This is a genomic window from Staphylococcus sp. GW821-FHT11H10, assembly GCF_058807855.1.
In genome coordinates, this window is record NZ_JBXARC010000001.1 from 136,097 (window position 1) to 151,991 (window position 15,895).

Annotated in this window: 13 protein-coding genes; 11 read left to right on the forward strand and 2 right to left on the reverse strand. The window is 31.9% G+C overall.

Annotation, left to right across the window (positions count from 1 at the left end):
* Positions 1–8: 8 nt before the first annotated feature.
* The 5 genes from ffh (at position 9) to rplS (ending at position 3,715) form a co-directional block, all read left to right on the forward strand.
* On the forward strand, positions 9–1,379 hold the full coding sequence (ffh, locus tag AC1RRU_RS00770; protein WP_011275963.1) for a signal recognition particle protein: 1,371 nt from the start codon (positions 9–11) through the stop codon (positions 1,377–1,379).
* Between the two features lie 246 nt (positions 1,380–1,625).
* On the forward strand, positions 1,626–1,901 hold the full coding sequence (gene rpsP / locus AC1RRU_RS00775) for a 30S ribosomal protein S16 (RefSeq protein WP_011275962.1): 276 nt from the start codon (positions 1,626–1,628) through the stop codon (positions 1,899–1,901).
* Between the two features lie 118 nt (positions 1,902–2,019).
* The gene (rimM, locus tag AC1RRU_RS00780) at positions 2,020–2,523 is read left to right on the forward strand and encodes a ribosome maturation factor RimM (protein WP_011275961.1); all 504 of its coding nucleotides are present in this window, start codon (positions 2,020–2,022) and stop codon (positions 2,521–2,523) included.
* A complete protein-coding gene (gene trmD / locus AC1RRU_RS00785; RefSeq protein ID WP_011275960.1) occupies positions 2,523–3,260 on the forward strand; it encodes a tRNA (guanosine(37)-N1)-methyltransferase TrmD in 738 nt (245 codons plus the stop codon). The genes rimM and trmD overlap by 1 nt, the downstream gene beginning before the upstream one ends.
* A gap of 104 nt (positions 3,261–3,364) precedes the next feature.
* Positions 3,365–3,715 carry a 50S ribosomal protein L19 gene (gene rplS, locus AC1RRU_RS00790; RefSeq protein WP_011275959.1) on the forward strand — a complete coding sequence of 117 codons (351 nt, stop codon included), beginning with the start codon at positions 3,365–3,367 and terminating at the stop codon, positions 3,713–3,715.
* Between the two features lie 156 nt (positions 3,716–3,871).
* Here rplS and AC1RRU_RS00795 read toward each other — a convergent pair whose 3' ends face one another.
* Together AC1RRU_RS00795 and AC1RRU_RS00800 are read right to left on the reverse strand one after the other, a co-directional pair.
* Entirely contained in the window at positions 3,872–6,481 is a 2,610-nt protein-coding gene (locus AC1RRU_RS00795) for a YfhO family protein (protein ID WP_011275958.1), read from the reverse strand.
* Between the two features lies 1 nt (position 6,482).
* Positions 6,483–9,077: a YfhO family protein gene (locus tag AC1RRU_RS00800; RefSeq protein ID WP_011275957.1), complete on the reverse strand. Its 2,595-nt coding sequence runs from the start codon at positions 9,075–9,077 to the stop codon at positions 6,483–6,485.
* 237 nt (positions 9,078–9,314) lie between these two features.
* Here AC1RRU_RS00800 and ylqF point away from each other — a divergent pair, with 237 nt between their 5' ends.
* From ylqF to dprA, 6 genes are all read left to right on the forward strand, one after another.
* Complete coding sequence (gene ylqF, locus AC1RRU_RS00805) at positions 9,315–10,199, forward strand: ribosome biogenesis GTPase YlqF (protein ID WP_011275956.1); 885 nt, start codon at positions 9,315–9,317, stop codon at positions 10,197–10,199.
* On the forward strand, positions 10,183–10,950 hold the full coding sequence (gene rnhB / locus AC1RRU_RS00810; protein WP_011275955.1) for a ribonuclease HII: 768 nt from the start codon (positions 10,183–10,185) through the stop codon (positions 10,948–10,950). Before ylqF ends, rnhB begins: the two co-directional genes overlap by 17 nt.
* A 111-nt stretch (positions 10,951–11,061) precedes the next feature.
* Positions 11,062–12,228 carry an ADP-forming succinate--CoA ligase subunit beta gene (gene sucC, locus AC1RRU_RS00815; protein ID WP_011275954.1) on the forward strand — a complete coding sequence of 389 codons (1,167 nt, stop codon included), beginning with the start codon at positions 11,062–11,064 and terminating at the stop codon, positions 12,226–12,228.
* A 21-nt stretch (positions 12,229–12,249) separates the two neighbouring features.
* A complete protein-coding gene (gene sucD / locus AC1RRU_RS00820; RefSeq protein ID WP_011275953.1) occupies positions 12,250–13,155 on the forward strand; it encodes a succinate--CoA ligase subunit alpha in 906 nt (301 codons plus the stop codon).
* A 299-nt stretch (positions 13,156–13,454) separates the two neighbouring features.
* Positions 13,455–14,684: an aminoacyltransferase gene (locus AC1RRU_RS00825; protein ID WP_011275952.1), complete on the forward strand. Its 1,230-nt coding sequence runs from the start codon at positions 13,455–13,457 to the stop codon at positions 14,682–14,684.
* 218 nt (positions 14,685–14,902) lie between these two features.
* Positions 14,903–15,769, forward strand: a complete 867-nt coding sequence (gene dprA, locus AC1RRU_RS00830) for a DNA-processing protein DprA (protein ID WP_011275951.1) — start codon at positions 14,903–14,905, stop codon at positions 15,767–15,769.
* The last annotated feature ends 126 nt before the right edge of the window (positions 15,770–15,895 follow it).

Genomic DNA, 15,895 nt, shown 5'->3' on the forward strand with positions numbered 1-15,895 from the left:
CAATTGATATGGCATTTGAAGGATTATCTGATCGTTTGCAAGCTACGATACAGAGAATGCGTGGTAAAGGTAAAGTTACTGAAGCGGATATTAAAGCAATGATGCGTGAAGTACGATTAGCATTATTAGAAGCCGATGTAAACTTTAAAGTAGTTAAAGAATTTGTTAAGACAGTGTCAGATCGTGCCTTAGGATCAGATGTAATGCAATCATTAACACCTGGTCAACAAGTCATTAAAATTGTACAAGATGAATTAACTCAATTAATGGGTGGCGAAAACTCAACGATTAAAATGGCAAACAAGCCACCTACTGTTGTTATGATGGTTGGTTTACAAGGTGCAGGTAAAACAACAACAGCCGGTAAACTAGCATTATTAATGCGTAAAAAATATAATAAAAAGCCAATGTTAGTTGCAGCGGATATTTATCGTCCAGCGGCAATTAACCAATTACAAACGGTAGGTAAACAACTTGACGTTCCTGTTTATAGTGAAGGGGACCAAGTTAAACCGCAACAAATCGTTGAAAATGCATTAAAACATGCCAAAGAAGAACATTTAGATTTTGTAATCATTGATACAGCAGGTCGTTTGCATATTGATGAAGCGTTAATGAATGAACTTCAAGAAGTTAAAGAAATTTCTAAACCTAATGAAATCATGTTAGTTGTAGATGCTATGACTGGGCAAGACGCTGTTAACGTTGCTCAATCATTTGATGACCAATTAGACGTTACTGGTGTTACGTTGACTAAATTAGATGGAGATACTCGTGGTGGTGCTGCTTTATCTATTCGTTCAGTAACTCAAAAACCAATTAAATTTGTTGGTATGAGTGAGAAGATGGATGGACTTGAACTGTTCCACCCAGAGCGAATGGCTTCTCGTATACTTGGTATGGGAGATGTTTTAAGTCTTATTGAAAAGGCACAACAAGATGTTGACCAAGAAAAAGCTAAAGATTTAGAACAAAAAATGCGTAATTCTACGTTCACATTGGACGATTTCCTTGAACAATTGGATCAAGTTAAAAATCTTGGCCCACTTGATGACATCATGAAAATGATTCCAGGAATGAATAAGATGAAAGGCATGGATAAGTTAAATATGGATGAAAAGCAAATTGACCATATTAAAGCAATTATCCAGTCTATGACACCAAGTGAAAGAGAAAACCCAGCAGTACTAAATGTTTCAAGAAAAAAACGTATCGCCAAAGGTTCTGGGCGTTCACTACAAGAAGTGAATCGCTTGATGAAACAATTTAATGATATGAAGAAAATGATGAAGCAATTCAGTGGCGCTGGACGTAAAGGTAAAAAAGGTAAACGTAGTCAAATGGAAAATATGTTAAAAGGTATGAACTTACCATTTTAATTAAGTGAAAATATCGAACGCTTCTCAAATAGTGTTCGATATTTTGATGTTTATTGAAAAAATAAATGTACTACCAAACATTTAGCAAAAGGTTCGGCCTAGCTAAAGCTAGTCCATAACCAAATCTACGGTTTTAAAAAAACCTAGATTTGGTAAAGAAAAAAGTCTTTACAAAATATCAAGTTACTGTTAATATTATTTCTTGTAGAAAATAAAAAGTAAAAGATATAAAGGAGAGTTTTATATATGGCAGTTAAAATTCGTTTAACTCGTTTAGGTTCAAAAAGAAATCCATTCTATCGTATCGTAGTAGCAGACGCACGTTCACCACGTGATGGTCGTATTATCGAACAAATCGGTACTTACAACCCAGCTAGTGTTAATGCTCCAGAAGTTAAAATTGATGAAGAATTAGCATTAAAATGGTTAAAAGACGGTGCTAAACCAACTGATACAGTTCATAATATCTTATCTAAACAAGGTATTTTAAAAACTTTTGATGAACAAAAACACGCTAAATAATTAGATTAAACTTTATAAGTAAAGTAATAGAGGCGCCAACTGATGGCGCCTTTTTAAATACTGAAAAATCATGATATGATAAACAAAATGACATTAATGGATTAAATGAGGTGCAAATATGCAAGTTGAAGTTGGTCAAATCGTAAATACACATGGAATTAAAGGTGAAGTTAAAGTGAAATCTAATTCCGATTTTACGGATACCCGTTTCCAACCAGGTGAAGTATTGACGGTAAATCATCAAAATCATGAAGAACAATTGACGGTCTTATCTTACCGTGTTCATAAAGGATTTCATATGTTGAAATTTGAGGGAATAAATAACATTAATGACGTCGAACAATATAAAGGTGACTATTTGTACCAAGAACGCGATCATGAAGATATTGAATTAGCTGAAAATGAATATTACTACTCTGACATCATTGGAAGTACTGTATTTGATAATGACAATCAACCTATCGGCAGAGTTATCAATATTTTTGAAACAGGTGCAAATGATGTTTGGGTTGTTAAAGGAGAAAAGGAATATCTCATTCCTTATATAGCTGATGTAGTTAAAGAAATTGATATTGAAAATAAAACGATTCGTATAACACCTATGGAAGGGTTGTTAGATTAATGAAAATTGATTATTTAACTTTATTTCCTGAGATGTTTGATGGCGTGCTCAATCACTCCATTTTAAAAAGGGCACAGGATAAAGAAATCATTAGTGTGAATACTGTGAATTTTAGAGATTATGCCATTAATAAACATAATCAAGTGGATGATTACCCATTTGGTGGTGGACAGGGTATGGTCCTAAAACCTGAACCAGTCTTCAATGCTATGAAAGATTTACAACGAACTGATCAAACGCGTGTCATTTTAATGTGTCCTCAAGGTAGACCTTTTTCACAAGAAATTGCACAAGAATTAAGCGAAGCTGAGCATATCGTATTTATTTGTGGACATTATGAAGGTTATGATGAACGTATAAGAACGCACCTAGTGACGGATGAAATTTCAATTGGGGATTATGTATTAACTGGAGGAGAATTGCCAGCGATGACGATGACAGATGCGATTGTGCGATTAATACCAGGTGTATTAGGAAATCAACAATCACATCAAGATGATTCGTTCTCAGATGGTCTATTAGAATTCCCTCAATATACGCGTCCAAGAGAATTTGAAAATATGACCGTTCCAGATGTATTATTATCAGGTAATCATGCAAATATTGAACAATGGCGACATGAACAAAAATTAATCCGTACTTATCATAAGCGACCGGACTTACTTGATCGATATCCTTTAACAGAAGACGATGAAAAATTTATAGAAAGCTATAAAAAGCAATTGAAAAACAATTAGTATTATGCTAATATATATCAAGTGTGAAAAGACACTAATTATCACTATGATCCGCTGCTATATGAATGTCTAGGCAAGAACATAGGTTGAAGGAGAGTATATCAATGAGTAATCATAAGTTAATCGAAGCAGTTACAAAATCACAATTACGTACAGACTTACCAACATTCCGTACTGGTGATACTTTACGTGTACACGTACGTATCGTAGAAGGTTCACGTGAACGTATCCAAGTATTCGAAGGTGTTGTAATCAAACGTCGTGGTGGAGGAATTTCTGAAACTTTCACAGTTCGTAAAATTTCTTCAGGTGTAGGCGTGGAACGTACATTCCCATTACACACTCCAAAAATCGAAAAAATCGAACTTAAACGTCGTGGTAAAGTACGTCGTGCTAAATTATACTACTTACGTAGTTTACGTGGTAAAGCTGCTAGAATCCAAGAAATTCGTTAATCAGCAAACTGAGTATAATAATAAGACAGAGATTAGATACAACGTTTGTCTTACAAATAAAGCTTCCAATCTTCTTCTTTCAAGTTGAGATTGGAAGCTTTATTATTTTTATTCACATTTAAAACAATTAAAGTTTAATTTATTAACTATCTTAATTTATCGTTTTTTCTTAACCCATAAACTAAATAATATACTACCGATAACACCAATGAAACTCATAATAGCAAGTAGATAGAATTGAGGAGGTGTGTATGTGAGTTTAATCACTTTATCTCCTTTATTAACTGGTATTGCTGTCATGATACCATTAGCTTGGTGAACAGGTACTTCTTTCCCATCGACTTGCGCATGCATACCTTTTGCATATACAGTTGGTAAAATGACATATCCTGTTGCGTTCTTAGGTTTCTTGACGACATAACCATTTCTCATATCTTTAACTTTCACAGGTGTTAATTCTTTTGAAGCTTTTTTAAGTGTGCTGTAGTCCTCGCCATAAATACCTTTCACAGATAAACGATAATTCCCTTTAGATAGATGAATATTTAGCTTATCAGATGCTTTAACACGCATTGTAACTGGTGTAACTAAACGACGATATTTGTAGCTCAGTTCATTTCGATTTTGCGAATATTCATTAACACTTACAGAATGCGCTTTGTCAGGAGAAAGTAGTTCAACATCCATTTCTACGTACATATCTTTATATTGATTCGCGACAGATTCAGGTAATTTTAATGTAACTCCACCATTATCCTTGTGTACTTTAAGATGATTTTGATTTTTCCAAGTCGCATCTTTTGTAGACATTTTTGACTCGGTTAAAAGATTTTTATTAGGTTTAAATGAAGTATTAGCTTTTTCTGAATTGTCGTTTAATATGATCCCTTTTAACATAGCTTGTTCACGATCTAAAGGTGACTTTAAATCATCACTATTATATATATGATTAGTTACATGAGCTGATGGATAGTCAATCATGTTTTTAGAATGGATAAGCGTATTTTTACCATTCAATATCATATCTTTCTTTTCAAAACCGTAAGTCATATTTTGATCTTCAGGATGACGTAGTCGATCTTGAACATTCCATAAAGCAGTTAAGTTTGCACGATTTCCTAAAAAGCGATACGTACTATTTTTATCAACGGGCATATTAATTTGCATTAATTTATCATAATATTTCAAAATTCCTCCATCAAAAATGCTTGAGTATAGCGAAATACCATTGTAGTGATAAAGAAAAGGAGAATTTAATGCATATGCCGACATATAATCAATACGATGAAATGGATCATCATGATGTTCTTTGATAGAATTAATTTTTTTAGCAGTAGTATCATTATAGTATGAAGGATCGCTCAATGTATTGATTGTCGTTGAATATGGGTCTATCGTTCTTTGTCTTGAATCATGTGTCATTATAATTTGTTGACCGAAAAATAGCACAATCAACGATAACATAATAATTGGTTGTTTTAGTAAAGATTTGCGATAGATAAATATTCCTAGCACAACGATGATAATTAAAGCAATTACCATCCAATCTACAAAGTTGTCAGCTATGATATACCTACACAAACCAGCAATAAATACGGACACAGCTGCAAATAGAAACTGTTTCATAGTCAACTCTGATAAGTGATGAATATATAAAGCAATCAGTCCACTTGTAGATAACACTAAGAAATAAACCCAACGTCGTTGTGGTAATGAGAATCCATTAAAAGCACTATCAAAGTACTGTGATAATGAACCAATAAGTAAGAACCACGTTATAATAGCAAAAATTTTATAGTAATAGTGTTTATATAACTTTGGCGTTAATAAAGCCACCAATGCAATAAGTGATATTGTTACATAAAAGCCATTTGAAAATATATAATAATTATTTTTAGTTAAATCAGTAAATAGAGAGATGTTGAAATCAGAATTTTGTTGGCGATCATTATTTAGGAAAGATGATACACCAGTGTAAAAACCTAATATGCTTGATAGGAGCGCAAACATAGCCCCTATAATTAGTAAATAACATTTTTGCCAACGAGATACGATATCATGGCGATATTGGAATACGACACGTAATATAAAATAAATACCTAACACAATGGCTTGATAATAAGTAAAGTAAAAATTTGAAAATAGTGTGATTGCCACCGCAAAGATGAACAAACCTATCTTTCTTCGTTGAAAGAAACGTTCCATTCCCCATAATGATAATGGCAATATAATTAACAAATCTCCATAAAATGACCAAGTAAAATTGTAATATAACACTACTGTTGATGCCCCATATAAAATTGTTGCTATCAACAGAGGTGTAGAACTTAACTTTAAATATCTAAAATAATAAAATGCACAAATAAAAGTAATTATTGTTCGTACATAAGCAACAATTAATTGATTTGTTGGCCAAAAGCGAATGTTTTGCGGTTGCCAATGGAATATATGTTCACCGATCCATACAATAATAAAATTGACCCACATGATTGGTGAAAGGGAATAATAATAGGCTAACCCTTTAACATAATCTCCGCCTAGTCCAAATGAATGATCGTAAAATCCTTTTAATTGTGTGAAGTGTTCATATAAATATAATTGGAACGGCATCATTTGTCTAAAACCATCACCAGAGCCACTAAATACCACGCCATCTTTTATGTAATCCCGGATAAATGGATAATAAATGGTTAGTGTTACGATATTAGCTATGATGAAAATGAAACCAAACGTCCATAAGGGTTTAGACCATATTTTTTTAATCAATTTACTTCCTCATCTTTCGTTTTTTTGAATTAAAAATTTTTACAAAAATAGCACTAAGAATCATACTCATTAATGAAATGAATATCATAGTATTCCAGTAAGGAGGTTGATATTTAATGACAATTTGTTTTGCATTTTTGTCGACTGGAACACCGGTCATCATATAATTTACTTTTTGGATTTTTGCAGGTTGACCATCAACATACGCTTGCATTCCTTTTCGATAAGGAATGTTTATTGAGGCTACACCACTCTCATGGTGACTGAGTTGGACTTGTATACCATTTTTAATATCATGATAACTTGTATCAAAATTAGCATTATCATGCACCTTTTTAAGCGTATCATAATTCTCGCCATTTAATTGTTGTAAATCGACATAAAATTCACCATCAGGCGAAAGGGTAATAGTGATATCACCATTTTTATCTGGTTGAGTGCGATAAAGTTGAGTGTCTACACCTGTTCGATAGGTAGAATTATTAAACAATCGATGATTAGCGTAATTATTAATAGCGACAGTGTAATTACTATCTGGATTACCTCTCTTAATCTTCATCGTTAAATAAAAATCATCATATTTATCACGTATTTGTTTTGGAAGATGTAATTTTATAGTACCACCTTTGCCACCAATGACCTTATAGCGATTTTTTCCAATTCGCTTAATATTTTGTTGTTGCATATCAACTTTTGATAGTAAATTAGATGCTGGTTGTTTGAAAGATTTTCCTGCATTATCCATGATCACACCATTTAACATCGCATGCTCACGATCTATAGCTGTTTTTAAAGATTTACTATTATAAACATTTTTCGTAACTTTAACACTCGGCAAAGTAAGTGTATTTTCATAGATAGAATATTGTCCACTTGTTTTAACCTTTTTAAAATAGGGGGGTAAATTTCCTTGATAATCTTTAAGCATCATATAACGTACTGAGAAAAGACTCGCTATATTTTGTCGACCATTTATTGATTGATAGCGACTTAGTGACTCCTCGGCAAGATTAATCTTTAGTGCATCATAATAGTAATCGAGAATATTATGATGGAAGATACTTGAATATAAACTTAGTCCCTTAAAGTGTTGGTACATAGGTGTGTTATCTTGCTCATTCACTCGCCAATCGATACGTTCATCTTCTCGCTTACTATTCTTCATTGTATTAACTAATGAACGCTGTAAGTCTGAACTATATAAACTTGAATTAATATAAAATGTATTAGCTCGTTCTTGATGATCTTTAAAATAAATTTGATTTTTAATAAATACGAAAGAAACCATTAAATTGAGTAAGATTATAGAAATACCGAATATATAGCTTAGATTAATGCGATAACGTCTATCTTTTAAAATTAAAATAAGTAACCCTATTAAAGAAACGATTGGTACAAGTACAAGCCAAGCTACAAATTTATGATATGTAATAGCACTAGCGAAAATGATAATTTCAGCAATAATATTACTAATTAAATATGATTTGATTTTTAGTGTTCTAAAATATTTTAGAAATAGACCAATTAATATTGCTGAATTAAAAGACAATATAAAATGCCAACGTTTTTGTGGTGCAGAAAATCCATTAAACAATTGATCGATAAATGGTACAAAGCTTAATAGAATAAATGCGAGAGTTAAAATTGCGAATAAGCGATAATAAAAGTGTTTATAAAGTTTAATACATAATAATGCTTGAATAGTTAGAAATAGCAATACGATTAAATAATTATCAAAGAAGATATTTGTGTTAATATCTAGCTTTTCGAAGGTATTTACTGTTCCTGAAAAAGGGACACGACGGTTATTTAAAAAACTTTGAACACCGTGGAAGAACATAAATAAACTATTACCTAACCCTAAAATGGCACTGATAGCAAATAATAGTAAAGCTTTGCCACGTGGAATAATATCTTTAGAGTGTTTAAAAATTATTCGAAGAAGTATGTAACCTGCACCTATAAGACAAAGATAATATGCAAAGTAGAAATTATTTATCATTATTAGTGTAATTGTAACTATAAATAGACCAAACTTTTGTTTTTGAAGTGTGCGTTCTATAGAAAATAGTAACAATGGCATCCAAATAAAAACATCACTAAAGAATGGCCAATAAACAGTAAAGCGATAATAAAGCGGCGACATAACAAATAGAAATGCCATAATAATACTAATCCAAGTATTACGTGAAATAAATTTACTATAAAGATAGGTACAATACATCGCTAATGCAGCTTTAATAGTGGAAATAACTAGCGCATTTACCATCCAAAATAGTAATCCCTGAGTATTTATATGTATAAATGTTTTTAATAGAATGATACATAGTACATTAATAATAAATAGTATGTTTGTTGAGAAATAATAGCTTAAATCCGTAAAAAAATCTCCACCTAGACCAAAATCAGTAGCATAAAAAAGATTGCCAACGCTCCATTTATCAAATAGAAACATTTGAATAGGTATCATCTGTTCGATACCATCGTTGGGTCCTGTAAATAATACGCCGTCGTGAATAAAGCGATAAATAATATAGCTATGTCCTAAGAAAGACAGAGTTAAGAATATACATATATATATTAATATTTTCTTCATAACTTACCTCTAAGCGATAGGATTATAATTGTAAGAGTATATTTAAATTGTAGGGGATTGATTGTGCGATTAAAAGTAATTATGCTTTTCTGACATTATAAACTTATTGTACTTTATCGTTTTATTTAATGAATGATAAAATAAATGATGAACTTAGAAAAAAAGTGGCTCTCAAATAAAAATTCAATTATAATCAACAGGTTGAATTAAAATATATCGAAAGTAAGGTGACAATTAATGGCAATTCAATGGTATCCAGGACATATGGCAAAAGCTAAACGAGAGGTAACAGAACAATTAAAAAAAGTAGATGTTGTATTTGAATTAGTTGATGCACGTATTCCATATAGTTCTCGTAACCCAATGATTGATGAAGTAATCAAACAAAAACCGCGCGTAGTTATTCTTAATAAAAAAGATATGTCCAATTTAAATGAAATGCAGAAATGGGAAAGCTTCTTTATAGATAAAGGATATTATCCTGTATCAGTAGATGCTAAGCATGGCAAAAATTTAAAAGGTGTAGAAACTGCAGCTATAGCAGCAACAAAAGAAAAATTTGAACGTGAGAAGGCTAAAGGACTTAAACCTAGAGCAATTAGAGCAATGATTGTTGGCATACCTAACGTTGGTAAATCAACTTTGATTAATAAATTAGCACGTAAAAATATTGCACAAACTGGTAATAAACCAGGTGTAACCAAACAACAACAGTGGATTAAAGTTGGGCAATCTCTACAATTATTAGATACACCTGGAATTTTATGGCCTAAATTTGAAGATGAAATTGTTGGTAAAAAATTAAGTTTAACTGGCGCAATAAAAGACAGTATTGTACATTTAGATGAAGTTGCTATCTATGGTTTACAGTTTTTAATTAACCATGATTTAGAAGGTTTTAAGCAACATTATAAGATTGATGTATCTGCAGATGCTGAAATATTAGAATGGTTTGATGCAATTGGACGTCGACGTGGACTTTTACAAAGAGGCAATGAAGTAGATTACGAAGCGGTTATTGAACTGATAATTAATGACGTTAGAAATGCCAAAATTGGAACATACAGTTTTGACTTATATTCAGAAATGAAGAGTGAATTAGATAATGACACAAACAATTAATGAAGCAAAGCACATATTGTCTGAAATTAACTCAATTGAAGTTTTAGAACAACATGAATTAAATCAAGACGTTCGTAAAGGGATACAACAAGCTATTACAAGACGTCGTAAACAACTTTTAAAAGAACAAGAAATTTTAGACCATTACAATACAATGAATAAATTTGAAAGTGAGTTGCTGAATAACAATCCTCAAGCATTAATCTGTGGTATTGACGAGGTTGGACGTGGTCCGTTAGCAGGTCCTGTTGTTGCATGTGCGGTGATTTTAAATGAAGGGCATCGCTATTTAGGACTTGATGATTCTAAAAAAGTAACAGCGAGTAAAAGACAAATACTTAATAAAAAGCTTAAAGATGGGGTGTTGGAGTATGCCTATGGTTTAGCTAGTCCAGAAGAGATCGATGAATTGAATATATATAATGCAACTCAAGTAGCAATGAATCGAGCTTTGAGTCAATTAGTAAATCGTCCAGATCATTTATTAATAGATGCAATGTCTTTAGATACAACAATTCCTCAAACATCTATTATTAAAGGCGACGCAAAGAGTGTGTCTATTGCTGCAGCAAGTATAATGGCAAAAGAGTACAGAGATGATTTAATGAAAGAGATTGCAGATGAATATCCAGGATATGAATTTGAGAAAAATGTGGGTTACGGAACTAAAGCACATTTAGATGGCCTAAATAAACTCGGTATTACACCTTATCATCGTAAAAGCTTTGAACCAATCAAATCTATGACGTAATTATTTGAATTTTAAATTAATTGCAAAAAGTGGAACACTTTCAGTTTACAATAGCGCTTTCATTTTCTATAATTATAACTGAACTTAACCTAAGAAGTAGGAGGATGGAAGATGAATATCCACGAATATCAAGGTAAAGAAATATTTCGTTCTATGGGCGTAGCCGTTCCAGAAGGACGAGTTGCATTTACTGCTGAAGAAGCAGTGGAAAAGGCTAAAGAATTAGACACAGAGATTTATGTGGTTAAAGCACAAATCCACGCTGGGGGTAGAGGTAAAGCAGGTGGAGTTAAGATTGCTAAATCATTATCTGAGGTTGAAACTTATGCCAATGAATTATTAGGTAAACAATTAGTTACACATCAAACTGGACCTGAAGGTAAAGAAGTTAAACGTTTGTATATTGAACAAGGTTGCGATATTCAAAAAGAATATTATGTAGGTTTTGTAATTGACCGTGCAACTGATCGTATTACTTTAATGGCTTCAGAAGAAGGCGGTACTGAAATTGAAGAAGTAGCTGCTAAAACACCAGAAAAAATCTTTAAAGAAACAATCGACCCAGTTGTTGGTTTATCACCTTATCAAGCGCGTCGTATTGCTTTCAATATTAATATTCCAAAAGAATCTATTAATAAAGCAGCGAAATTCTTAATTTCTTTATACAATGTATTTATCGAAAAAGATTGTTCTATCGTTGAAATTAACCCATTAGTTACTACTGGTGAAGGTGAAGTTTTAGCTTTAGATGCTAAAATCAACTTCGATGACAATGCATTATTCAGACATAAAGATATCCAAGAATTACGTGATTTAGAAGAAGAAGATCCTAAAGAGATTGAAGCATCTAAATATGACTTATCTTATATTGCATTAGATGGAGATATTGGTTGTATGGTTAATGGTGCTGGTTTAGCGATGGCTACAATGGATACTATTAATCATTTTGGTGGAAATCCAGCTAACTTCCTAGACGTAGGGGGCGGCGCTACAAAAGAAAAAGTTACTGAAGCATTCAAAATCATCTTAGGTGATGACAATGTTAAAGGTATCTTTGTAAACATTTTCGGTGGAATCATGAAATGTGATGTTATTGCTGAAGGTATCGTAGCAGCAGTTAAAGAAGTTGAATTAACTTTACCATTAGTAGTTCGTTTAGAAGGTACAAATGTAGAACGCGGTAAAGAAATCTTAAACGAATCAGGTTTAGCAATTGAACCAGCAGCTACAATGGCTGAAGGCGCTCAAAAAATTGTTAAGCTTGTTAAAGAAGCGTAAGGAAAGGATGGGAACACTAAGATGAGTGTATTTATAGATAAAAATACTAAAGTAATGGTACAAGGTATTACAGGGTCTACTGCCCTTTTCCATACAAAACAAATGCTTGATTATGGTACACAAATTGTTGCAGGGGTAACACCAGGTAAAGGTGGACAAGTTGTTGAAGGTGTACCTGTATATAATACTGTTGCTGAAGCTAAAGAAGAAACAGGTGCTAACGTATCTGTAGTTTATGTTCCGGCGCCATTCGCAGCAGATTCTATTTTGGAAGCAGCAGATGCAGATTTAGATATGGTTATTTGTATCACTGAACATATTCCTGTTGTTGACATGGTTAAAGTTAAGCGTTACTTAGAAGGAAGAAAAACACGTTTAGTTGGACCAAACTGCCCAGGTGTTATTACTGCTGATGAATGTAAAATTGGTATCATGCCAGGATATATCCATAAAAAAGGTCATGTAGGTGTTGTATCACGTTCTGGTACGTTAACTTACGAAGCGGTTCATCAATTAACTGAAGAAGGCATTGGTCAAACTACAGCTGTAGGTATTGGTGGCGACCCTGTCAACGGTACTAACTTTATCGATGTACTTAAAGCGTTTAATGAAGATGAAGATACTAAAGCTGTTGTAATGATTGGTGAAATCGGTGGTACTGCTGAAGAAGAAGCGGCGGAATGGATTAAAGCTAATATGACTAAACCGGTTATTGGCTTCATTGGAGGTCAAACAGCCCCTCCAGGTAAACGTATGGGTCACGCTGGTGCGATTATTTCTGGCGGTAAAGGTACTGCAGATGAAAAAATTAAAACATTAAATGAATGTGGTGTTAAAACTGCGGACACACCTTCAGAAATTGGTACTACATTAATCGAAGCAGCTAAAGAAGCTGGCATTTACGAAGAATTATTAACAATTAAGTAAATTTGATTAAATTCTAATTAAACATTGCCTAGACTCTTATTGACAGTCTCTATTCGAAGTTGATATTAAATTTATTAATTTCGAATGGAGAACATCAATTGTTAAAGAGTCTAGTTTTTTGTGTTTTTATATATAGTTTTGTAAAATTTATTAACAATTTTATTGAATAGTGATATTCTAATTATAAATAAGTATTAAGGAGTAAACATCATGATATTAAAACAACACAGATAATTATTTTCTTTCATTTAGAAATAATCAATGAACAAAACATCAATAAATGAAAGAGAGCTCAAAAAATGAAATTTACTAAATTGAACATTAACGAATATAGATCATTTGTAGAACAACAATTTTCTCATTATACACAGTCGATGGATTTATATGATTATCGAATAAATCGTGCAGGTGGGGTTCATATTGTCGGTGTTAAAGAAAACGGTAACGTTGTTGCTGCCTGTTTATTAACTGATGCTCGTATATTTAAGGTGTTTAAATACTTTTATACCCATCGAGGACCAGTGATGGATTTTACTAATTTAGCGTTAGTAGAATTTTTCTTTAAAAAATTAACGCATTATGTAAGTATGCGAAGAGGTGTTTTCATATTAGTTGACCCTTATGTCTTGGAGAATATAAGAAGTGCTGATGGTGAGATTATAGAACACTTTAACAATAAACAGTGGTTCAAGGTGATGAATAAATTAGGATACCAACACCAAGGTTTTACAACTGGCTATTCAGCTATGAGTCAAATAAGATGGCATTCTATATTAGATTTAAAAGATAAAAGTGAACAACAATTATTAAAAGATATGTCATATCAAACTAGACGTAACATTATGAAGACAATTGAAATGGGTGTGCAAATTAAAACTTTATCAATTAAAGAAACGAATAGATTTTATCGACTGTATCACATGGCTGAAGAAAAACATGGTTTTCATTTTCAAGAAGAACCTTATTTTAAACAAATGCTTGAAATTTATGGTGATAAAGCATGTATGAAGTTAGCTTATATTGATTTAAATAAGTATATAAATTTATTAAAGCAACGAGCGATAGAATTAGAAGAGAAAGTGACTGAAATTAAACAATCATTAAAAGTGAATGCTAATTCAAAAAAGACAAAAACAAAATATCACCAATTAAATCAACAACTAGAGAGCCTTAATAAAAAAATAGCAAAAACTGAACAATTAATCATTACGGATGGTACATTACTTGATTTAGCTGCTGCATTGTTTATTTATAACAATCACGAAATGTACTATTTATCAAGTGGTTCTAATCCTAAATACAATGAATTTATGGGAGCCTATTGTCTACAATGGGATATGATAAGATACGCAAAAGAGAAAGGAATAGAGCGTTATAATTTCTACGGTATAACTGGCGACTTTGGTGAAGATGCAGAAGATTATGGTGTTCAACAATTTAAAAAAGGATTCAATGCGTTTGTAGAAGAATATGTTGGTAATTTTATTAAGCCAGTAAATAAATTGCTCTATAAATTATATCAAAAGTAAGTGTAATGATATAGCTAGTGCTAACGTCATATAATATAAAAAATTCTGAGGCTTTAAGGGTCTCAGATTTTTGTTTGAATTGAGAGAGTGGATTGTTTACATAATTCAATATTAAAATTACTCATTAAAAGTTATTAAATTTTTCCCTCAAATGTCTTTTAATTGAAATGTGGTGTACTAAATATTTGTCTTATAATGTTGTTAAAGGAGACGACTTCATGACTAACAACAACATATTACTTTTGAAATTAATTTGGTTAGGTTATACGACCCAACATATTCATCATTTATTAAAATTAAATCCTGAATTTTTTAAATTCTCTTATACTGATCAAATAGATTCAATAAAAAATTGGGACAAGTTATTTCATAAAGGTGATTTTATTGATAGATATAATCATTTAAATGATAAAGAAATTTTGTCATTTTTGAATCAACACAAGATAAGTTTTGTAACACCGTTTAACGCTAATTATCCTCGACTATTAAAAGAAATTTATGATTATCCGTTTGTCCTATTTTACCAAGGTGACCCCCAATTATTAACATCCCCCAATACATTAGGTGTGGTGGGCTCAAGAAATGCAACAGAGTACTCAGCTAAAGCCATGCAATACTTATTTCCTAAATTTAAACAAATTCCACTAACCATTATTTCCGGTTTGGCAAAAGGTGCTGATAGCATTGCACATCATTTTGCTATAGAGTATCAATTACCTACTATAGCTGTTTTAGGTTTTGGTCATATGATGCATTACCCTAGAGAAACGCAAAAATTACGCAACATAATTGAAGTAAAAGGTTTAGTTATTAGTGAATATCCGCCATTCACTAGTGTTAGGCGATATCACTTTCCGCAACGCAATCGTTTGATAAGCGGTCTTTCACAAGGGGTTTTAATAACTGAAGCAAGTGTTAGAAGCGGTAGTCAAATTACAATTGATTGCGCATTAGACCAAAATAGAAATATATATGTATTACCAGGTTCAATATTTAATCCACTAACTAAAGGTAATTTGAAACGAGCTCAAGAAGGTGCGATGATTGTAACCTCAGCTGATGATATTCTATGTGATTATAAATAGATATCATTAATGATTCATTCTAGAGTAATAAAAATCTATATTTAATTCTAATTGATAGCTAAAAATAATATTAAAAAGCGTTTAAAATGCACGTTAATAGAATTTAAACATTGACAAAAACAAAAT